This window comes from Hansschlegelia quercus (assembly GCF_004310425.1).
Lineage (GTDB): Bacteria > Pseudomonadota > Alphaproteobacteria > Rhizobiales > Methylopilaceae > Methylopila > Methylopila quercus.
In genome coordinates, this window is sequence record NZ_SIUB01000012.1 from 16,880 (window position 1) to 36,579 (window position 19,700).

21 protein-coding genes are annotated in these 19,700 nt (G+C 65.7%); 20 read left to right on the forward strand and 1 reads right to left on the reverse strand.

Annotated elements, in window-relative coordinates:
• Positions 1-130 precede the first annotated feature (130 nt).
• Genes EYR15_RS16565 through EYR15_RS16575 form a run of 3 tightly spaced genes read left to right on the forward strand, consistent with a single transcriptional unit; the run spans position 131 to position 2,909 of the window.
• Positions 131-1,300, forward strand: coding sequence for a zinc-dependent alcohol dehydrogenase (locus EYR15_RS16565; RefSeq protein ID WP_131004690.1), 1,170 nt, complete (start codon positions 131-133; stop codon positions 1,298-1,300).
• Complete coding sequence (locus EYR15_RS16570; RefSeq protein ID WP_131004691.1) at positions 1,297-2,088, forward strand: SDR family NAD(P)-dependent oxidoreductase; 792 nt, start codon at positions 1,297-1,299, stop codon at positions 2,086-2,088. The genes EYR15_RS16565 and EYR15_RS16570 overlap by 4 nt, the downstream gene beginning before the upstream one ends.
• A gap of 38 nt (positions 2,089-2,126) precedes the next feature.
• Positions 2,127-2,909 (forward strand): SDR family NAD(P)-dependent oxidoreductase, encoded by a 783-nt coding sequence (locus tag EYR15_RS16575; RefSeq protein ID WP_131004692.1) that lies wholly within the window; start codon positions 2,127-2,129, stop codon positions 2,907-2,909.
• Between the two features lie 76 nt (positions 2,910-2,985).
• Here the strand turns inward: EYR15_RS16575 and EYR15_RS16580 are convergent, their stop codons facing one another.
• Positions 2,986-3,135 (reverse strand): lmo0937 family membrane protein, encoded by a 150-nt coding sequence (locus tag EYR15_RS16580; RefSeq protein WP_131004693.1) that lies wholly within the window; start codon positions 3,133-3,135, stop codon positions 2,986-2,988.
• A 353-nt stretch (positions 3,136-3,488) separates the two neighbouring features.
• Between EYR15_RS16580 and EYR15_RS16585 the strand changes: the two genes are divergently transcribed.
• The 17 genes from EYR15_RS16585 (at position 3,489) to EYR15_RS16665 (ending at position 19,697) form a co-directional block, all read left to right on the forward strand.
• A complete protein-coding gene (locus EYR15_RS16585) occupies positions 3,489-3,854 on the forward strand; it encodes an NADH-quinone oxidoreductase subunit A (RefSeq protein WP_131004694.1) in 366 nt (121 codons plus the stop codon).
• A complete protein-coding gene (locus EYR15_RS16590) occupies positions 3,845-4,426 on the forward strand; it encodes a NuoB/complex I 20 kDa subunit family protein (protein ID WP_131004695.1) in 582 nt (193 codons plus the stop codon). The genes EYR15_RS16585 and EYR15_RS16590 overlap by 10 nt, the downstream gene beginning before the upstream one ends.
• A gap of 4 nt (positions 4,427-4,430) precedes the next feature.
• Positions 4,431-5,081 (forward strand): NADH-quinone oxidoreductase subunit C, encoded by a 651-nt coding sequence (locus EYR15_RS16595; RefSeq protein WP_131004696.1) that lies wholly within the window; start codon positions 4,431-4,433, stop codon positions 5,079-5,081.
• 8 nt (positions 5,082-5,089) lie between these two features.
• Positions 5,090-5,518, forward strand: a complete 429-nt coding sequence (locus EYR15_RS16600) for a GFA family protein (protein ID WP_131004741.1) — start codon at positions 5,090-5,092, stop codon at positions 5,516-5,518.
• Positions 5,511-6,695, forward strand: coding sequence for an NADH-quinone oxidoreductase subunit D (locus EYR15_RS16605; protein ID WP_131004697.1), 1,185 nt, complete (start codon positions 5,511-5,513; stop codon positions 6,693-6,695). The genes EYR15_RS16600 and EYR15_RS16605 overlap by 8 nt, the downstream gene beginning before the upstream one ends.
• Before the next feature lie 25 nt (positions 6,696-6,720).
• Entirely contained in the window at positions 6,721-7,620 is a 900-nt protein-coding gene (gene nuoE, locus EYR15_RS16610) for an NADH-quinone oxidoreductase subunit NuoE (RefSeq protein ID WP_131004698.1), read from the forward strand.
• A 2-nt stretch (positions 7,621-7,622) separates the two neighbouring features.
• Complete coding sequence (nuoF, locus tag EYR15_RS16615) at positions 7,623-8,933, forward strand: NADH-quinone oxidoreductase subunit NuoF (RefSeq protein WP_131004699.1); 1,311 nt, start codon at positions 7,623-7,625, stop codon at positions 8,931-8,933.
• 10 nt (positions 8,934-8,943) lie between these two features.
• Positions 8,944-11,004, forward strand: coding sequence for an NADH-quinone oxidoreductase subunit NuoG (nuoG, locus tag EYR15_RS16620; protein WP_131004700.1), 2,061 nt, complete (start codon positions 8,944-8,946; stop codon positions 11,002-11,004).
• A 4-nt stretch (positions 11,005-11,008) separates the two neighbouring features.
• On the forward strand, positions 11,009-12,019 hold the full coding sequence (gene nuoH, locus EYR15_RS16625; protein ID WP_131004701.1) for an NADH-quinone oxidoreductase subunit NuoH: 1,011 nt from the start codon (positions 11,009-11,011) through the stop codon (positions 12,017-12,019).
• Complete coding sequence (locus EYR15_RS16630; protein ID WP_131004702.1) at positions 12,016-12,249, forward strand: hypothetical protein; 234 nt, start codon at positions 12,016-12,018, stop codon at positions 12,247-12,249. The genes nuoH and EYR15_RS16630 overlap by 4 nt, the downstream gene beginning before the upstream one ends.
• A 23-nt stretch (positions 12,250-12,272) precedes the next feature.
• Positions 12,273-12,761 carry an NADH-quinone oxidoreductase subunit NuoI gene (gene nuoI / locus EYR15_RS16635; RefSeq protein WP_131004742.1) on the forward strand — a complete coding sequence of 163 codons (489 nt, stop codon included), beginning with the start codon at positions 12,273-12,275 and terminating at the stop codon, positions 12,759-12,761.
• Positions 12,762-12,849: 88 nt separating this feature from the next.
• Entirely contained in the window at positions 12,850-13,485 is a 636-nt protein-coding gene (locus EYR15_RS16640) for an NADH-quinone oxidoreductase subunit J (protein ID WP_131004703.1), read from the forward strand.
• Positions 13,482-13,787 (forward strand): NADH-quinone oxidoreductase subunit NuoK, encoded by a 306-nt coding sequence (gene nuoK, locus EYR15_RS16645; protein ID WP_131004704.1) that lies wholly within the window; start codon positions 13,482-13,484, stop codon positions 13,785-13,787. Before EYR15_RS16640 ends, nuoK begins: the two co-directional genes overlap by 4 nt.
• Positions 13,788-13,789: 2 nt before the next feature.
• Positions 13,790-15,901: an NADH-quinone oxidoreductase subunit L gene (gene nuoL / locus EYR15_RS16650; protein ID WP_131004705.1), complete on the forward strand. Its 2,112-nt coding sequence runs from the start codon at positions 13,790-13,792 to the stop codon at positions 15,899-15,901.
• Positions 15,902-15,906: 5 nt separating this feature from the next.
• Positions 15,907-17,409, forward strand: coding sequence for an NADH-quinone oxidoreductase subunit M (locus EYR15_RS16655; RefSeq protein WP_131004706.1), 1,503 nt, complete (start codon positions 15,907-15,909; stop codon positions 17,407-17,409).
• Between the two features lie 28 nt (positions 17,410-17,437).
• On the forward strand, positions 17,438-18,886 hold the full coding sequence (gene nuoN, locus EYR15_RS16660; RefSeq protein WP_382238341.1) for an NADH-quinone oxidoreductase subunit NuoN: 1,449 nt from the start codon (positions 17,438-17,440) through the stop codon (positions 18,884-18,886).
• A 10-nt stretch (positions 18,887-18,896) separates the two neighbouring features.
• The gene (locus EYR15_RS16665) at positions 18,897-19,697 is read left to right on the forward strand and encodes a biotin--[acetyl-CoA-carboxylase] ligase (protein WP_131004708.1); all 801 of its coding nucleotides are present in this window, start codon (positions 18,897-18,899) and stop codon (positions 19,695-19,697) included.
• Positions 19,698-19,700: the final 3 nt, after the last annotated feature.

The following is a 19,700-nucleotide window of genomic DNA, read 5'->3' on the forward strand; positions in this document are numbered from 1 at the left end:
TTTATAGCGGCGCAACCCCCAGGGACACCTCGCGTGGCGTTCTCAAGGACGAGCCGGTTTCACGCAGTTCCTGCGGAACGAAGGGGAAGCTTGACTGCTTCTTCTGTGAAAACGCCAAGGGAGACGATCCATGAAAGCGCTGACATGGCACGGCAAGGGCGACATCCGCTGCGAGAGCGTTCCTGATCCCACCATCGTTGACGCGACCGACGCGATCATCAAGGTCACGGCCTGCGCGATCTGCGGCTCGGACCTCCACCTCTATGATGGCGTGATCCCGAGCATGAAGAGCGGCGACGTCCTTGGTCACGAGACCATGGGTGAGGTCGTCGAGGTCGGCGCGGCGACCAAGAACCTCAAGGTCGGCGACCGGGTCGTCGTTCCCTTCACCATCTCCTGCGGCGAATGCTTCTTCTGCAAGCGCGGCTTTTTCTCCGGCTGCGAGCGCTCGAACCCGAACAAGGACATGGCGTCGAAGTTGTGGGGCTCGTCGCCTGCAGGCCTCTTCGGCTACTCGCATCTGCTCGGCGGCTACGCCGGCGGCCAGGCGGAATATCTCCGCGTGCCATTCGCCGACGTCGGACCGATCAAGGTGCCCGACCATCTCAGCGATGAGCAGGTCCTCTTCCTCTCGGACATTTTCCCCACCGGCTACATGGCCGCAGATTTCTGCAACATCCAGCAAGGCGACACGATCGCGATCTGGGGTTGCGGACCGGTCGGCCAGATGGCGATCCGCTCGGCCTTCCTGCTTGGCGCCGAGCGCGTCATCGCGATCGACACGGTGCCGGAGCGACTGGCCCTTGCGCAGGCCGCTGGCGCGCTGACGCTCGATTTCCATGAGGAGGACATTTACGACCGGATCATGCAGCTCACGCATGGTCGTGGCGCGGACGCCTGCATCGACGCGGTCGGCACGGAGCCCGACACGACGGCGAGCGCCGACAGTGTGCTCGACCGGGTGAAGGTCGCCCTGTTCATGGGCACCGACCGGCCGCATGTGCTGCGGCAGGCGATCCACTGCTGCCGCAATTTCGGGACGGTCTCGATCGTGGGCGTCTATGGCGGCTTCCTCGACAAGGTCCCGATGGGCTCCGCGATCAATCGCGGGCTGACGTTCCGGATGGCTCAGACGCCGGTTCAGCATTATCTGCCGACGCTGCTGGAGCGGATCGAGAAGGGCGAGATCGACCCGTCCTTCGTCATCACCCATCGCGCGACGCTCGAGGAAGGGCCCGAGCTCTACAAGACGTTCCGCGACAAGCACGACGGCTGCATCAAGGTGGTGATGCGGCCATGACATCCGGAGGAAGCGTCCGCCCGCTCGCGGTGGTGACGGGCGCGTCTTCGGGCATCGGTCTCGAGCTCGCCAAGCAGTGCGTCGATGGCGGGTTCGACCTCGTCGTCGCCTCCGATGACGGCAAGATCGAAGCCGCCGCCGGCTTCTTTCGGGAGCGCGGGGCCAACGTCGTCGCTCTGGATGCGGATCTTTCGACGTTAGAAGGCGTCGACAGGCTCATAGCCGCAGTCGGCGACCGGCAGGTCGACGCGCTGCTGGCCAACGCTGGCATCGGACTCGCCGAAGGCTTCCTCGACCAGGATTTCAACGCAGCGCGGAAGGTCGTCGACACCAACGTCGTCGGCACGCTTCGGCTGGTCCATCAGATCGGGAACAGGATGCGCGCCCGCGGCTCGGGTCGGGTCCTGATCACCGGCTCGATCGGCGGCTTCGTGCCGGGCTCGTATCACGCGATCTACAACGCGACGAAGGCGTTCCTGAACAGCTTCTCGTTCGCTTTGCGCGAGGAGCTGACAGACGCCGGCGTCACCGTCACGTGCCTGATGCCCGGCGCGACCGAGACGGAGATTTTTGACCGCGCCGGCCTGCAGGGCACGAAGGCCCAGACGATCAAGAAGGACGATCCGGTCACCGTCGCCGCCATCGGCTTCAAGGCGATGATGAACGGCGACGGCGACGTCGTCTCAGGCTGGAAAAACAAGATCATCGCGGCCGTCGCGAACGTCACTCCTTCGCCGGTGCTGGCCGCAATCCATGGCAAGGGCGCGAAGCCAGGGTCCGCCGACTAAGCGAGGCTCGCGCCAACCAAACTCGACAGGAGATCGCAATGGCTTCCCAACGTCCGCTCGCAGTCGTCACCGGCGCTTCCGTCGGCATCGGCCTCGAACTCGCCAAGCAATGCGTCGCAAACGGCTTCGACCTCATCATCGCCTCCGACGACGACCAACTGGAGTCCGCCGCCGCCACGCTGCGTCAGTCGGGCGCTGAAGTGAAGACGGTCCAAGCAGACCTCTCGACCACCGACGGTAATGATGAGCTCATCGCCGCGATCGGCGATCGTCCCGTCGACGCCCTGCTGGCGAATGCGGGGAGGGGCCTCGGCAAAGGCTTCCTCGACCAGGACTTCGACCAGGCGCGCAAGGTGGTCGACACCAATGTGACCGGCACGATCTACCTCATCCACCGCGTCGGCAATGCAATGAGGACGCGCAACCAGGGCCGGATCCTGATCACTGGTTCGATCGCCGGCTTCATGCCTGGCTCGTTCCAGGCAGTCTACAACGGCACCAAGTCCTTTCTGAACAGCTTCTCGTTCGCGCTGCGCGACGAGCTGAAGGACACCGCCATCACCGTCTCCTGCCTGATGCCCGGACCGACCGACACCGAGTTCTTTGAGCGCGGCGACTTGATGGACACCAAGGTTGGCGTCCAGAAAAAGGACGATCCTGCGATGGTCGCTGAGGTCGGCTTCAAGGCGATGATGAACGGCGAGGGTGACGTCGTCGCCGGATGGAAGAACAAGCTCCAGTCCGCGCTGGCCAACGTCACGCCGGCGCCCTTGCTCGCAAAGGCGCATCGCAGCATGGCGGAGCCCGGCTCCGCGAACTGAACGCGGCAAGGACGCTTCGACGAAAAAGGACCGGCGCTCAGCGGCGCCGGTCCTTTTCAGATGCGCCTCACAGCAGTCAGACGGCTGGGCGGCCTCGTACGAGTCGCAGCACCACGACGATCACGGCGACGATCAGCAGCAGATGGATCAGGCCGCTTGCAACGTGGAACACCACGAAGCCGAGCACCCAGGCGATAAGCAGAATAGCGGCGAGCGTCCAAAGCATGACCTGTTCTCCTCGATGACGTGGTCGTGAGGAGATCTAGCGCTCTCGCGTCCGTGATCGACTGCGGCGCGGACGCCGCGGATCGAAGCCGGGCAGGAAAGAGCAAACCGAAACCCGGTCGCGGCTTTCCTCGCCACGTAAACCAGCCGCCGAACCCCTGCGTAATCAAGGGAAAGAGCCTGGCCAGAACTGCTTGCGAACCGCAGTCTGGAATTCTTCCGTTTCCGCTTCGGCGCGCCTTGCACCTTTAGTCTCAGGGGTCTAAGCGTCCCGTAGCGGCGCCTCGTCGCAGCGCCGCGACGCCGCAAGGCGGTTCTGAAATGTCTGCGCGACGATCGGAGACTGCCGACGCGATGACGGATCTGCTCGCAGATTACCTCCCGCTCGTAATCTTCCTCGCCGTGGCGCTCGCGATTGGAGCTGCGCTGCTCGTGTCGCCGTTTCTGCTGGCCTACCAGAACCCCGATCCGGAGAAGCTTTCGGCTTACGAGTGCGGGTTCAACGCCTTCGACGACGCACGGATGAAGTTCGACGTCCGCTTCTATCTGGTCGCCATCCTGTTCATCATCTTCGACCTCGAGGTCGCCTTCCTGTTTCCCTGGGCCGTGGCCTTCAAGCATGTCGGCCTGTTCGGCTTCTGGTCGATGATGGCGTTCCTCGGCGTGCTGACGGTCGGCTTCGTCTACGAGTGGCGGAAAGGAGCGCTGGAATGGGATTGAGCGACGTCCGCCCGCAGACGATGGTCGCGCCTCAGCCGAAGGGTCTCGTCGATCCGTCCGGCCGGCCTATCGGTCATGACGACCAGTTCTTCGGCGAAGTCAGCGCCGAACTCGCCGACAAGGGCTTCCTCGTCACCTCCGCCGAAGACCTCATTACGTGGGCGCGCACCGGCTCGCTGATGTGGATGACGTTCGGCCTCGCCTGCTGCGCGGTCGAGATGATGCAGGCCTCGATGCCGCGCTACGACGTGGAGCGATTCGGCTTCGCGCCGCGCGCGAGCCCGCGGCAGTCCGACGTCATGATCGTGGCCGGCACGCTGACCAACAAGATGGCTCCCGCACTCCGCAAGGTCTACGACCAGATGCCGGAGCCGCGTTACGTCATCTCGATGGGCTCCTGCGCCAACGGCGGCGGCTATTATCATTACTCCTACGCCGTCGTGCGCGGTTGCGACCGCGTGGTGCCGGTCGACATCTATGTGCCGGGCTGTCCTCCGACGGCGGAGGCGTTGCTCTACGGCATCCTGCTGCTGCAGAAGAAGATCCGCCGCACCGGCACGATCGAGCGGTGAGAGCATGACCAGCTCGAACGTTTCGCAGCACGACGTCCGCCCCGAACCGACCGAGGGTCTCCAGAAACTCGCTGCCCATATCGCGGCGGGACTTGGGTCGAAGATCGGCGCCGCCGCCGTCGCGCTCGGCGAACTCACGCTGCGCTGCGAGGCCGGCGACGTCGTCGAGGTCGTGACCTTTCTGCGCGACGATCCGGAATGTCGTTTCGTGTCTTTCATCGACGTGTGCGGCGTCGACTGGCCGGCGCGCGCGAAGCGCTTCGACGTCGTGTACCACCTGCTCTCGCCCTATAAGAACGCGCGCATCCGGCTGAAGCTCGAGACCGATGACGAGACGCCGGTTGCCTCCATCACGCCGGTCTTCCCGGGCGCGCTCTGGTTCGAGCGCGAGGCCTATGACCTCTACGGGATCCTGTTCACGGGCCATCCCGACCTGCGCCGCTTGTTGACGGATTACGGCTTCGAAGGCCACCCGCTTCGCAAAGACTTCCCGACCACGGGTTTTGTCGAGGTTCGCTGGGACGACGAGGTCAAGCGCGTGGTCTACGAGCCGGTCCGGCTCAACCAGGAATTCCGCAACTTCGATTTCCTGTCGCCGTGGGAAGGGGTGGACTACGTCCTGCCCGGCGACGAGAAGGCGAAGCAGCCGCAGTGAGCGTCGGGATGACGGACGAGCCGGTTCGGGGGCGGTGCCTTTGCGGCGCCGTCGCGTTCTCTGCAGCCTTGAAGAGCGCCGAGATGGGCGTTTGCCATTGCGGCATGTGCCGGCGGTGGACGGGCGGCGTCTACATGTACACGTCCATAGAGCCGGCCAGCCTCGAGCTTTCAGGCGGAGACCAGCTCCGGTTCTATGCCTCTTCCGATTTCGGGGAACGCGGCTTCTGCTCGAACTGCGGCAGTTCGCTGTTCTGGCGCATGCGCGACGGGAGCGGCATGGAGGTTGCGGCGCAGGCGCTCGACGATCCATCCAGTCTGCCTTTTACGGCTGAGATCTGGATGGACGACAAGCCGGCGAACTACAGCTTCGCCAATCCTACCAGAAAGTCCCCGCGCGACGAGGCGACGTCCTTTGGGGAGAGCGCCGGTGGCTGAAGCCGACATCCGCAATTTCACGATCAATTTCGGCCCGCAGCATCCTGCGGCCCACGGCGTACTGCGCCTGATCCTCGAACTCGACGGCGAGGTCGTCGAGCGCGTCGATCCGCATATCGGCCTGCTTCACCGCGGCACCGAGAAGCTGATCGAGACCAAGACCTATCTTCAGGCGATGCCCTATTTCGATCGGCTCGACTATGTCGCGCCGATGAACCAGGAGCACGCGTTCTGCCTCGCCACGGAGCGCCTGCTCGGCATCGAGATCCCGATTCGCGCACAGCTCATCCGCGTTCTGTACTGCGAGATCGGCCGCATCCTCTCGCACCTCCTCAACGTCACCACGCAGGCGATGGACGTCGGCGCGCTGACGCCTCCGCTGTGGGGCTTCGAGGAGCGCGAGAAGCTGATGGTGTTCTATGAGCGCGCGTCGGGCTCGCGCATGCATGCGGCCTATTTCCGTCCCGGCGGCGTGCATCAGGATCTGCCGCCCGAACTGGTCGACGACATCGATCATTGGTGCGTCGGCTTCTTCAGGGCGCTCGACGAGATCGACCAGCTCCTGACCGAGAACCGCATCTTCAAGCAGCGCAATGTCGACATCGGCGTCGTGCCGCTTGACGAAGCCTGGGCCTGGGGTTTCTCCGGCGTGCTGGTGAGGGGATCGGGCGCGGCGTGGGACCTGCGCAAGTCGCAGCCCTATGAGTGCTACGCCGACATGGATTTCGACATCCCCGTCGGGAAGAACGGCGACAATTACGACCGATACCTCATCCGCATGGAAGAGATGCGCCAGTCCGCCCGCATCATGCAGCAGGCCTGCGCGAAGCTCAGGGTCGAGAAGGGCTGCATCGCGACCATGGACGGCAAGGTCGCGCCGCCGAAGCGCTCCGAGATGAAGCGGTCGATGGAAGGCCTCATCCACCACTTCAAGCTCTACACCGAGGGCTACCGGGTGCCGGCCGGCGAGGTCTATGCGGCGGTCGAGGCGCCCAAGGGCGAGTTCGGCGTCTATCTCGTCGCCGACGACACCAACAAGCCGTATCGCTGCAAGATCCGCGCGCCGGGCTTCGCCCACCTGCAGGCGATGGATCATCTCTGTCGCGGCTCGATGCTGGCCGACGTCTCGGCGATCCTCGGTTCGCTCGACATCGTTTTTGGCGAGGTCGACCGGTGAGCGCGTTCGTTGAGGGTGTGGCCTGATGTCCGTCCGTCGCCTCGCAGCTGTTCAGCCCGACGACTTTGCCTTCACGCAGGACAACCTGCGCTGGGCCGAAGGGCAGATCGCGAAATATCCGGAAGGCCGGCAGATGTCGGCCGTCATCCCGCTGCTGTGGAAGGCGCAGGAGCAGCATGACGGCTGGCTGCCCGAACCCGCGATCCGCCGGGTCGCCGAGATGCTGGCGATGCCGACCATCCGCGTGATGGAGGTCGCGACGTTCTACACGATGTTCAATCTCGCGCCTGTCGGCGAGCGCTTCGTGCAGCTCTGCGGCACCACGCCCTGCGCGCTGCGCGGCGCGAACGCGCTGAAAGACGTGTGCCGCAAGGTCATCGGCGACGAGCGCCACGTGACCGCGGACGGCAAGCTGTCTTGGCTCGAGGTCGAGTGCCTCGGCGCGTGTTCGAATGCGCCGATGGTCCAGATCAACTACGATTATTACGAGGACCTGACGCCGGAGAATCTCGAGGCGCTGCTCGAGGATCTGCGCGCCGGCCGCGCCGTGAAGACCGGCTCCCAGATCGGCCGCTCGTGTTCTGCGCCGGAAGGCGAAGACACCTCCCTCACCGACGAGACGCTGTATGACGGCTCCGTCGTTGGCGCGTGGCGTAAACGCTTCGACGAGCAGGGCGGCGCGGACGCAACCGAGGCGGATTCCGCAGGGCGTCCGGCGGAAGCGTCGCGGCCCGAAGCCAAGCTCGCGAAGGGCAAGGGCGACGCCGAGGCCCAGCCCGACGCTGGCAAGGCCGAGAAGCCGGTGCAGGCCGACGCGCGGCCGGCCGACCGCAGTCGTCGGGAAGGCCAACCGTCTTGGGCAGGCGGCAAGGGCGGCACGGACGACGTCTCGCCGCCAGCCAAGCCGCGTGGCGAGGAGGGCTGACGATGCTGACCGATCGCGACCGCATCTTCACCAACCTCAACGGCCGCCGCGGCGCCGACCTTCAGTCTGCTCTCCGCCGCGGGGCGTGGGACGGCACCAAGTTCCTGCTCGAGAAGGGCAAGGACTGGATCATCACCGAGATGAAGGCGTCCGGCCTGCGAGGCCGCGGCGGCGCCGGGTTCCCGACGGGGCTCAAGTGGTCCTTCATGCCGAAGCCCCAGGAAGGCCGGCCGCATTATCTTGTCGTCAACGCCGACGAGTCAGAGCCCGGCACCTGCAAGGACCGGGAGATCATGCGGAACGACCCGCATCTCCTGATCGAAGGCTGCCTGATCGCGTCCTTCGCGATGCACGCCAACGCCTGCTACATCTACATCCGCGGCGAATATGTCCGCGAGCGCGAGGCGCTACAGCGCGCCGTCGACGAGGCCTATGCCGAGAACCTCGTCGGCAAGGACAATGTCCACGGCTACCCCTTCGACATCTACGTCCACCACGGCGCCGGCGCCTACATCTGCGGCGAGGAGACGGCGCTGCTCGAGAGCCTCGAGGGCAAGAAGGGCATGCCGCGCCTGAAGCCCCCGTTCCCCGCGAACATGGGTCTCTATGGATCGCCAACCACGGTGAACAACGTCGAGTCCATCGCGGTCGCAGGCACGATCCTGCGGCGCGGCGGCGACTGGTTCGCCGGCCTCGGCAAGCCGAACAACACCGGCACCAAGCTGTTCTCGATCTCTGGCCACGTCGAGCGGCCGTGCAACGTCGAGGAGGAGATGGGGATCACCTTCCGCGAGCTCGTCGAGAAGCACTGCGGCGGCGTCCGCGGCGGCTGGGACAATCTGATGGCGGTCATCCCCGGCGGCTCGTCCGTTCCGGTCCTGCCTGAGCATCAGTGTCAGGACCTGTCGATGGACTTCGACACGCTCAGGAACCTGAAGTCGGGTCTCGGCACCGCGGCGGTCATCGTGATGGACAAGTCGACCGACATCGTCCGGGCCATCGCCCGCATCTCCTATTTCTACAAGCACGAGAGCTGCGGTCAGTGCACGCCCTGCCGCGAAGGCACGGGCTGGATGTGGCGGGTCGTGAACCGCATGGCCGAGGGGCGCGCTGAAAAGCGCGAGATCGACATGCTGCTCGAGGTTTCGACCCAGGTCGAAGGCCACACGATCTGCGCGCTCGGCGACGCCGCGGCGTGGCCGGTGCAGGGCCTGATCCGGCACTACCGCCACGAGATCGAAAAGCGCATCGACGACTACTCGCGCAACTCGACGCCGGCGGATTATCCGATCGCGGCCGTGGCGGCGGAGTGAGGGTAGGCGAATGACCAAGATCATCGTCGACGGCGCCGAGGTCGACGTTCCGGCCGAATACACGATCCTGCAGGCCTGCGAGGCCGCGGGGGCCGAGATCCCGCGCTTTTGCTATCACGAGCGGCTGTCGATCGCCGGCAATTGCCGGATGTGCCTCGTCGAGGTGAAGGGCGGTCCGCCGAAGCCGGTCGCGTCCTGCGCGATGGGCGTGCGCGACCTGCGTCCTGGGCCGAACGGCGAGCCGCCGGTCGTCTCCACGCGGTCGCCTATGGTGAAGAAGGCGCGCGAGGGGGTGATGGAGTTCCTGCTCATCAACCACCCACTGGATTGCCCGATCTGCGACCAGGGCGGCGAGTGCGACCTGCAGGATCAGGCGATGGCCTACGGCGTCTCCGGCACGCGCTACTTCGAAAACAAGCGCGCGGTCGAGGACAAGTATATCGGCCCGCTCGTGAAGACCACGATGACGCGCTGCATCCACTGCACGCGTTGCGTGAGGTTCGTCGCCGAAGTCGCTGGAGCGCCTGAGATCGGCGCGATCGGCCGCGGTGAGGACATGGAGATCACGACCTATCTCGAAAGCGCGATGTCGTCGGAGCTGCAGGGCAACGTGATCGACCTCTGCCCGGTCGGCGCGCTGACCTCGAAGCCCTACGCCTTCAAGGCGCGGCCCTGGGAGCTCGCGAAGACCGAGTCGATCGACGTGATGGACGCGCTCGGCTCCGCGATCCGGGTGGACAGCCGGGGCCGCGAGGTCATGCGCATCCTTCCGCGGATCAACGAGGACGTGAACGAAGAGTGGATCTCCGACAAGACGCGCTTCGTGTGGGACGGTCTGAGGACGCAGCGGCTCGACCGGCCTTATGTCCGCGAGAACGGCAGGCTGCGGCCGACCTCTTGGCCCGAGGCGCTCGGCGTCGTGGCCGCGAAGATCAGGGCGGCCGACAAGGCGCGGGTCGGCGCGATCGTTGGCGACCTCGCCGCGGTCGAGGAGATGTTCGCGCTGAAGGACCTGTTCGGCCGGCTCGGCGTGATCAATGTCGACGCCCGTCAGGACGGCTCCGCGCTGCATCCAAAACACGGCCGCGCCTCCTACATCTTCAACGGCGGAATCGCCGCGATCGACGAGGCGGACGCGATCCTGCTGGTCGGGAGCAATCCGCGGCACGAGGCGCCGGTGCTGAACGCGCGCATCCGCAAGCGCTGGCGGCGCGGCGGCGTCCGCGTCGGTCTGGTCGGCGAGCGCGTGGATCTGACCTACGGCTCGGAGCATATCGGCGCCGGACCGGCTTCGCTCACCGAACTCGTCGAAGGCAAGCATTCCTTCGCTCGCGTGCTGTCGGAGGCCGAGCGTCCGCTGGTGATCGTCGGCGCTGGCGCCTTCGTCGGCGAGGGCGGCGAGGCCGTTCTGGCGGCGGCCGCGAAGCTTGCGGGAGAGAAGGGCGGCTTGTGCGTGCTCCACTCCGCGGCCTCCCGCGTCGGCGCGCTTGACCTCGGCCTCGTGCCGGACGAGGGCGGCATGACCGCAACCGAGATGGCGGCATCGGGCGCGCTCGACGTCGCCTTCCTGCTTGGCGCCGACGAGATCGACGTCGCGCCGGGCACCTTCGTGGTCTATCTCGGCACGCATGGCGACCGCGGCGCGCATCGCGCCGACGTCATCCTGCCGGGCGCGGCCTACACCGAAAAGGTCGGCCTCTACGTCAACACCGAAGGCCGCGTGCAGGTCGCAAACCGGGCGACCTTCCCTCCCGGCGAAGGCCGCGAGGACTGGGCGATCCTCCGCGCGCTCTCCGAACAGCTGGGCGCGAAGCTGCCCTACGACACGCTGAATCAGCTTCGCGCGGCGCTCTTCCAGGCGCACCCGCATATGGCTGCGCTTGGCGAGATCGCAGCCGGCGACCCGGCTGACATCGCGAAGCTCGCTGATATCGGCGGGACGCTCGGCTCGGCGCCTTTCGCGGGCGCCATGCCCGACTTCCACCTCTCGAACCCGATTGCCCGCGCCTCCGCCGTCATGGCCGAGATGAGCGCGCTGAAGCGGACCGGTTTCGCGCAGGCGGCGGAATAGACCGATGGAAACCTTCCTCCACGTCCTGCTGATTCTGGTCCAGAGCGTCGCGCTGCTCGTCGCGCTGCTGGTGTTCATCGCCTACATCCTGCTCGCCGATCGCAAGGTCTGGGCGGCGGTGCAGATGCGGCGTGGACCGAACGTCGTCGGGCCGTTCGGTCTGCTCCAGTCCTTCGCCGACCTGCTGAAGTTCGTGCTGAAGGAGCCCGTAATCCCGGCGGGCTCGAACAAGATCGTCTTCCTGCTCGCGCCGCTCGCGACCTGCTTCCTCGCGCTCGCCGCTTGGGCGGTGATCCCACTCGCCGACGGCTGGGCGATCGCCGACCTCAATGTCGGCGTGCTCTACGTGTTTGCGATCTCGTCGCTCGGCGTCTACGGCGTCATCATGGGCGGCTGGGCTTCGAACTCGAAATATCCGTTCCTGTCGGCGCTCCGCGCCGCCGCGCAGATGGTGTCCTACGAGGTCTCGATCGGCTTCGTGATCATCACGGTGCTGCTCTGCGTTGGCTCGCTGAACCTCTCTGACATCGTGCGCGCGCAGGACACAGGGCTCGGCTTGCTCGGCTGGTACTGGCTGCCGCTGTTCCCGATGTTCGTGATCTTCTTCATCTCCGCGCTCGCTGAGACCAACCGGCCGCCCTTCGACCTGGTCGAGGCCGAGTCGGAACTCGTCGCGGGCTTCATGACGGAATACGGCTCGACGCCGTACCTTCTCTTCATGCTCGGCGAATACGTGGCGATCCTGACCATGTGCTCGCTGACGACGATCCTGTTCCTCGGCGGCTGGCTCTCGCCGATCCCATTCATCCCCTTCACCTGGGTGCCGGGGGTCATCTGGTTCGTGCTGAAGATGAGCCTCGTCTTCTTCATGTTCGCGATGGTGAAGGCCTTCGTGCCCCGCTACCGCTACGACCAACTGATGCGCCTCGGCTGGAAGGTCTTCCTGCCGATCTCGCTGTTCATGGTCGTTGCCGTCGCCGGGGTGCTGCAGTTCACGGGCTGGGCGCCGGGGTGAGTCCCGCCACCCTCGGCGCTCTGATTGGAGCGCTCGCCGGGGCGCTGATCGGGCTGCTCGGCGCGAAGGCGCTAAACGCCGGTCTCGACCGGCAGATCGAACGGGCGTCACCTGAGGACGCCGCGAAATTCACGACGATCCGCCGGCTCGCCGGTCCGGTCGTTATCGTGACGACGATCGTGGAAGTCGCGGTCGTCGGCTACGTCGCTGCTGAGTTTCTTGCGGGCTGAGCCCGCGGATGATGAGGTTCGAGATGCGGCTCGACCAGGCTGCCAAACAGTTGCTGCTGAAGGAGTTCGTCTCGGCGTTCTTCCTGTCGATGCGCTATTTCTTCCGTCCGAAGGCGACCATCAACTATCCCTACGAAAAGGGCGCGCTCTCGCCGCGCTTCCGGGGCGAGCACGTGCTGCGCCGGTATCCCAACGGCGAGGAGCGCTGCATCGCCTGTAAGCTCTGCGAAGCGATCTGTCCCGCACAGGCGATCACCATCGAAGCCGGCCCGCGCCGGAACGACGGCACGCGGCGCACCACGCGCTACGACATCGACATGGTGAAGTGCATCTATTGCGGCTTCTGCCAGGAGGCGTGTCCTGTCGACGCGATCGTCGAGGGGCCAAACTTCGAGTTCGCGACCGAGACGCGGGAGGAGCTCTATTACGACAAGGAGCGCCTGCTCGCGAACGGCGATCGCTGGGAGCGCGAGGTCGCCCGCCGCATCGCGCTCGACGCGCCGTATCGGTGAGGCGCGTGCGAACGACTTCCGCCCGCTCTTTACCTTCCCGCCCTCACGCCGTACTCAGCCGGCAGCCCGCCGGACTCAGGGACCGCGCATGACCCTGCCCGCCATCTTCTTCTACCTCTTCGCGAGCGTGACCGTGGCCTCGGGGCTGATGGTCATCTCGTCGAAGAACGCCGTCCACTCCGTGCTGTTCCTGATCCTGGCGTTCGTGAACGCGGCGGGGCTGTTTGTGCTCATGGGCGCCGAGTTTCTCGCGATGATCCTGGTCGTGGTCTATGTCGGCGCGGTCGCCGTGCTGTTCATGTTCGTGACCATGATGCTCGACGTCGACTACGCGGAGCTTCGCGAGGGCTTCCTGCAATATCTGCCGGTCGGCGTTCTGGTCGGCCTCGTGATGCTGGCCGAACTGGTGCTGGTCGTCGGCGGGTGGACCGCGGCGGGCTCGCTGCCCGTGACTCAGGCCCGTGCGCCGATCCCGACGGACGTCACCAACGCCGAGGCGATCGGCCGTGTGCTCTATACCGACTATCTGCTGCTGTTCCAGGCGGCGGGCCTTGTGCTGCTGACGGCCATGATCGGCGCGATTGTGCTGACGCTGCGCGAGCGCCGGCTCGACGTGAAGCGGCAGGACATCACTGTCCAGAACACGCGCCGGCCGTCGGAGGCGATCGAGGTCGTCACGCCGCCGACGGGGCAGGGCATCGCTGAAGGCGGAGGCGTCCGGTGATCGGGGTCGAGCACTATCTCGTCGTCGCGGCGATCCTGTTCACGCTCGGCGTGTTCGGCATCTTTCTCAACCGCAAGAACGTCATCGTCATCCTGATGTCGATCGAGCTCATCCTGCTCGCGGTGAACATCAACTTCGTCGCCTTCTCCACCCACATGGGCGATCTGAAGGGGCAGATCTTCGCGTTGTTCGTGCTGACGGTGGCCGCGGCGGAAGCCGCCATCGGCCTCGCCATCCTCGTGGTCTACTTCCGCAACCGCGGCACCATCGCGGTCTCCGACATCAACCGGATGAGGGGCTGACGATGTATTTCCTCATCGTCTTCCTTCCGCTGCTCGGCGCGATCATCGCCGGCGGCATCGCGCTCTTCGGCGCCCGTAAGCGGCATCCGGGCGCGGTCGGTCCGGTCGACGCCTTTCATCACGGTCATCACGACCATGGCCGTGCGCACGTAAGCCATGCCGCTCACGGCGACCACGCGCATCCGACCGGCGGCGACGAGCTCACGCACGCCCATGACGACCACGATCACGGCCCCGTCGAGCCGGCGGCCTATGGCTCGCGCTTGGCGGAGCTGGTGACGACGGGGCTGCTGTTCGTTTCGGCGATCCTGTCTTGGCTCGCCTTTGTCGATGTCACGCTGAACGACGCCGACGCCCATGTCCGGATCATGCGCTGGATCTCCGCCGGCAACCTTGAGCTCGATTGGGCCTTCCGGGTCGACACGCTGACCGCCGTCATGCTGGTCGTCGTGAACACGGTCTCGGCGCTCGTCCACCTCTACTCGACGGGGTACATGCACGAGGACCCGCACCGTCCGCGGTTCTTCGCCTATCTGTCGCTGTTCACCTTCGCCATGCTGATGCTGGTGACCTCCGACAACCTCGTGCAGATGTTCTTCGGCTGGGAAGGCGTCGGCCTCGCAAGCTATCTGCTGATCGGATTCTGGTACCAGAAGCCCTCGGCCTGCGCGGCCGCGATAAAAGCCTTCGTCGTCAACCGCGTCGGCGATTTCGGCTTCTCGCTCGGCATGTTCGCGACCTTCGCGCTGTTCGGCAGCGTCTCGTTCGAGACGATCTTCACCGCCGCGCCCGACATGGCCGACAAAACCATCCACTTCCTCGGCCATGACTGGCACGCGCTGACGGTCATCTCGTTCCTGCTGTTCATCGGCGCGATGGGCAAGTCGGCGCAGCTCGGCCTTCACACGTGGCTGCCGGACGCGATGGAGGGTCCGACGCCGGTCTCGGCGCTGATCCACGCAGCCACCATGGTGACGGCCGGGGTGTTCCTGGTCGCGCGCATGTCGCCGATCTTCGAGCACGCGCCGGATACGCTAGCCTTCGTCACGGTCGTCGGCGCGACGACGGCGATCTTCGCAGCGACTGTCGGGCTCGTGCAGAACGACATCAAGCGGGTGATCGCCTACTCCACCTGCTCGCAGCTCGGTTACATGTTCGCCGCGCTCGGCGTCGGGGCCTATGGCGTCGGCATCTTCCATCTGTTCACGCACGCCTTCTTCAAGGCGCTGCTGTTTCTCGGCTCCGGCTCGGTCATCCACGCGATGCACCATGAGCAGGACATGCGGAACATGGGCGGCCTGCGCCGCCTGATCCCGGTCACTTACTGGATGATGGTGATCGGCACACTGGCGCTCACAGGCTTCCCGCTCACGGCTGGCTATTATTCCAAGGACGCCGTGATCGAGGCGACATACGCCGCCCATTCAGGTCCCGGCCTGTACGCCTTTGTGCTGCTGGTGACGGCGGCCCTGCTGACCTCGTTCTACTCGTGGCGGCTGATCTTCCTGACCTTCCATGGCGCGCCGCGGGCGTCGCTTGAGACCATGAGCCATGTCCATGAGAGCCCGCGCGTGATGCTGGCGCCACTGTTCGTGCTGGCGATCGGCGCGCTGCTGGCCGGCATCGTGTTCCACGGCTCTTTCATCGGCGAAGGGCACGAGGAGTTCTGGCGCGAGGCGCTCTTCACGGGCGAGCACAACGAGATCATGCATCACATGCATGAGGTTCCGGCTTGGGTCGTCTACTCGCCGTTCGTCGCCATGGTGCTGGGCTTCGCGCTGTCCTGGCTGTTCTACATCAAACAGCCGGACCTGCCGGCGCGCTTCGCCGGGACGGCGCCAGCCGTCTACCGGTTCCTGCTGAACAAGTGGTACTTCGACGAGCTTTACGACCTGATCTTCGTGCGGCCCGCGAAGTGGGTCGGACGCTTCCTCTGGAAGACCGGCGACGGCAAGATCATCGACGGCTATGGCCCGGACGGACTATCCGCGCGGGTGATCGACGTCACCGACCGCGTGGTGCGGCTGCAGACCGGCTTCGTCTATCACTACGCCTTCGCGATGCTGATCGGCGTGGCCGCCCTGTTCACCTGGTTCATGGTTCGGGGGCTGTGACGGCGATGACCGACTGGCCCATCCTCTCGCTGCTGACCTTCCTGCCGATGGTCGGCGTCGTCTTCCTGCTGATCATCCGCGGGAACGACGCGGCGGCGCTCAGGAACGTCCGTCATGTCGCGCTCTGGACGACGGTGGTGAACTTCGCGGTTTCGCTCGTGCTGTGGGCTAAGTTCGACCCGTCGAATCCCGGCTTCCAGTTCGTCGAGAACGCGGAATGGCTCGGCGGCGCGATCAACTACCGGATGGGCGTGGACGGGATCTCGACCCCGTTCATCATCCTGACCGCGTTCCTGATGCCGTTCTGCATCCTGGCGTCGTGGACCTCGATCACGTTCCGGGTCCGCGAATACATGATCGCCTTCCTCGCGCTCGAGACGCTGATGATCGGCGTCTTCTCGGCGCTCGACCTCGTGCTGTTCTACCTGTTCTTCGAGGGTGGGCTGATCCCGATGTTCCTGATCATCGGCATCTGGGGCGGCGCGCGCCGGGTCTACGCCAGCTTCAAGTTCTTCCTCTACACGCTGCTCGGCTCGCTGCTGATGCTGGTCGCCATTCTCGCGATGTACGGCGCGGCGGGCACGACCGACATCCAGCAGCTGCTCGCCTTCAAGTTCCCGGCGGGCGTGCAGTGGTGGCTGTGGCTCGGCTTCTTCGCTTCCTTCGCGGTGAAGATGCCGATGTGGCCGGTGCACACCTGGCTGCCCGACGCGCATGTCGAGGCGCCGACCGCGGGCTCGGTGATCCTCGCCGGCATCCTGCTGAAGATGGGCGGTTACGGCTTCCTGCGCTTCTCGCTGCCGATGTTCCCGCTAGCGAGCGCGGAGTTCGCGCCGCTCGTCTGGACGCTCTCGGTGGTGGCGATCATCTACACCTCGCTGGTCGCGCTGATGCAGGAGGACATCAAGAAGCTTATTGCCTACTCCTCGATCGCCCATATGGGCTTCGTGACGATGGGCATCTTTGCGCTGAACCCCCAGGGGGTGCAGGGCGCGGTGTTCCAGATGGTGAGTCACGGTCTCGTATCCGGCGCGCTGTTTCTGTGCGTCGGCGTGGTCTACGACCGCATGCACACCCGCGAGATCGCGGCCTTCGGCGGCCTCGTGAACAAGATGCCGTGGTACGCGGCGGCCTTCATGGTCTTTACCATGGCCAACGTGGGTCTGCCCGGCACGTCCGGCTTCGTCGGCGAGTTCCTGACGCTGATCGGCGCCTTCAGCGCGAACAGCTGGGTCGCGCTGTTCGCGACGACGGGCGTGATCTTGTCGGCGGCTTACGCGCTCTGGCTCTATCGCCGCGTGGTGTTTGGGCCGATCAGGCCGGGGCTGGAGGCAATCCCGGACCTTTCGCGCAAGGAGATCGCCTTGCTGGTCCCGCTCGCCGTGCTGACGATCGTCTACGGCGTGTGGCCGGCACCGGTGCTCGACATGTCGGCCGCGACCGTCGACGCGATGCTCCAGACGACGCACGCGGCGATTGACGCCGCCAGCAAGGTGGCCGCGCGATGACCGAAGCCCGCAGCCCCAAGAACGAGTCCTGACCGCGATGGAAGCCACCGCTCTCCCGTCGTTCGCCCCGGCGCTCCCCGAGATCGTGCTCGCGGTCGGGGCGCTCGTTCTCGTGCTGATCGGCGCCATGATGGGCGATCGCGCGACGAAACTCGTGAACGGGCTTGCGCTCGGTCTGCTCGCGCTCGCGACCGTGCTGGTCCTCGTCCTGCCCGTGGACGACGTCGCCAGCTTCGGCGGCTCGTTCAGGCTCGACTCGTTCGCGCGCTTCATGAAGGCGCTCGCCTTCATCGGAGCCTTCGCGGCGCTTGCGCTGTCGTTCGACTACATGAAGCGCCAGCACTTCGCCCGGTTCGAATACGCCATCCTCGTTGTGCTCTCGACGCTGGGGATGGCGCTGATGATCTCGGCAGGCGACCTCATCGCGCTCTATCTCGGCCTCGAGCTCCAGTCGCTCGCGCTCTACGTCATCGCCGCGATCCACCGCGACGACGTTCGCTCGACGGAAGCCGGGCTGAAGTACTTCGTCCTCGGCGCGTTGTCCTCCGGCATGCTGCTTTACGGCGCGTCGCTGGTCTACGGCGCGACAGGCGCGATCGGCTTCGCCGAAATCGCGCAGTCGCTGTCGACAGGTCAGTCCTCGATGGCGCTGATCTTCGGCATCGTGTTCCTGATCTCAGGCTTCGCCTTCAAGGTCTCGGCCGTGCCGTTCCACATGTGGACGCCGGACGTCTATGAAGGCGCGCCGACGCCGATCACCGCTTTCTTCGCCTCCGCCACCAAGGTCGCGGGCATGGCGATGTTCGTGCGGGTGGTCTCCGAGGCGTTCCCGACGGTGACGACGGAATGGCGGCAGGTCGTGGTGTTCGTCGCGATCGCCTCGATGGCGCTCGGGTCGTTCGCCGCCATCGGCCAGAAGAACATCAAGCGCCTGATGGCCTATTCCTCGATCGGCCACATGGGCTACGCCCTCGTCGGTCTCGCCGCCGGTACGCCGGAAGGCGTGAAGGGCGTCGCGATCTATGTCGCGATCTACGTCGCCATGACGCTCGGCGCTTTCGCCTGCATCCTCTCGATGCGGATCGGCGATCGCTACGTCGAGGACATCGGCGACCTCGCCGGTCTATCGCGCACCAAACCCGCCATGGCCTTCGTGCTGGCGATGATCATGTTCTCGCTCGCCGGCATTCCGCCGATGGCGGGCTTCTTCGCCAAGCTCTACGTCTTTTATGCCGCGGTGAACACCGGGCTTTACCCGCTGGCCGTCATCGGCTTCGTGCTGAGCGTGGTCGGCGCGTTCTACTACCTGCGCATCGTCAAGATCATCTATTTCGACGACGCGACGGTGGAGTTCGCCCCGATGACCTTCGCGGCGAAGGTGGTTCTCGCCGTCTCGGGCGGCTTCACGATCCTCTATTTCGTCTATCCCAGCCCGCTGACGGCCGCCGCGGCCTCAGCCGCGCAGTCACTGTTCTAAGGCCGCCTCGATGAGCTTTGCGCTCGGCGCGGTCGCGGTCGCCGCCGGCCACTCGCTGGAAGCCTACGACACGATTGGCTCGACCAACGCCGAAGCCATGGCGCTTGCGCGCGAGGGCAGGGGGCCGGCTTGGGTCGTCGCGCGCGCGCAGACGGAAGGCCGGGGCCGACGCGGTCGCGAATGGTCGACCGAGCGCGGCAATCTCGCGGCGAGCTTTGCGACCACTGTCGAGGCCTCGCCCGCCACCGCGGCGACGCTCGGCTTCGTCGCGGGGCTTTCGCTCGAAACCGCGCTTCGTCAGGTCGCGCCCTCGCTTCAGGCACGCGACGCGCGGCCGGAGCTGAAATGGCCGAATGACGTGATCGTCGACGGCGCGAAGCTCGCGGGGATCCTGCTGGAGGCTAATGCGCTCAAGGACAGCCGGCTCGCCGTCGTGGTGGGGATCGGCGTCAACGTCGTCTCCGCGCCGGAAGGTCTACCTTATCCCGCAACCTCGCTCGCGGCTCGCGGCGACGCGGTCGAGGCCGAAGCGCTGTTCGTGGCGCTTGCGGACTCGTTCGTCGGCTGGCTCGAAGTGTGGGATAGCGGGCGAGGCCTGCCAGCGGTCCGCAAGGCCTGGATGGCGCGCGCCGCAGGGCTTGGCGCACAGGTTTCGGTCGATTTTGGCGGCCGAACGATCCGCGGGCGCTTCGAATCGATCGACGACAGCGGCCGGCTCGTCGTACGGGCTGCTACCGGCATCGCCACTGCGATCTCCGCCGGCGACGTTTATTTCGGCGCGGCCGCCTCGGCCCCAGCCGCGCAAGGATAGAAA

Coding starts and splice junctions, on each gene's coding strand:
- EYR15_RS16565 (WP_131004690.1), top strand. CDS start 131: ATGAAAGCGCTGACATGGCACGGCAAGGGCGACATCCGCTGCGAGAGC.
- EYR15_RS16570 (WP_131004691.1), top strand. CDS start 1,297: ATGACATCCGGAGGAAGCGTCCGCCCGCTCGCGGTGGTGACGGGCGCG.
- EYR15_RS16575 (WP_131004692.1), top strand. CDS start 2,127: ATGGCTTCCCAACGTCCGCTCGCAGTCGTCACCGGCGCTTCCGTCGGC.
- EYR15_RS16580 (WP_131004693.1), bottom strand. CDS start 3,135: ATGCTTTGGACGCTCGCCGCTATTCTGCTTATCGCCTGGGTGCTCGGC.
- EYR15_RS16585 (WP_131004694.1), top strand. CDS start 3,489: ATGACGGATCTGCTCGCAGATTACCTCCCGCTCGTAATCTTCCTCGCC.
- EYR15_RS16590 (WP_131004695.1), top strand. CDS start 3,845: ATGGGATTGAGCGACGTCCGCCCGCAGACGATGGTCGCGCCTCAGCCG.
- EYR15_RS16595 (WP_131004696.1), top strand. CDS start 4,431: ATGACCAGCTCGAACGTTTCGCAGCACGACGTCCGCCCCGAACCGACC.
- EYR15_RS16600 (WP_131004741.1), top strand. CDS start 5,090: ATGACGGACGAGCCGGTTCGGGGGCGGTGCCTTTGCGGCGCCGTCGCG.
- nuoE (WP_131004698.1), top strand. CDS start 6,721: ATGTCCGTCCGTCGCCTCGCAGCTGTTCAGCCCGACGACTTTGCCTTC.
- nuoF (WP_131004699.1), top strand. CDS start 7,623: ATGCTGACCGATCGCGACCGCATCTTCACCAACCTCAACGGCCGCCGC.
- nuoG (WP_131004700.1), top strand. CDS start 8,944: ATGACCAAGATCATCGTCGACGGCGCCGAGGTCGACGTTCCGGCCGAA.
- nuoH (WP_131004701.1), top strand. CDS start 11,009: ATGGAAACCTTCCTCCACGTCCTGCTGATTCTGGTCCAGAGCGTCGCG.
- nuoI (WP_131004742.1), top strand. CDS start 12,273: ATGCGGCTCGACCAGGCTGCCAAACAGTTGCTGCTGAAGGAGTTCGTC.
- EYR15_RS16640 (WP_131004703.1), top strand. CDS start 12,850: ATGACCCTGCCCGCCATCTTCTTCTACCTCTTCGCGAGCGTGACCGTG.
- nuoL (WP_131004705.1), top strand. CDS start 13,790: ATGTATTTCCTCATCGTCTTCCTTCCGCTGCTCGGCGCGATCATCGCC.
- EYR15_RS16655 (WP_131004706.1), top strand. CDS start 15,907: ATGACCGACTGGCCCATCCTCTCGCTGCTGACCTTCCTGCCGATGGTC.
- EYR15_RS16665 (WP_131004708.1), top strand. CDS start 18,897: ATGAGCTTTGCGCTCGGCGCGGTCGCGGTCGCCGCCGGCCACTCGCTG.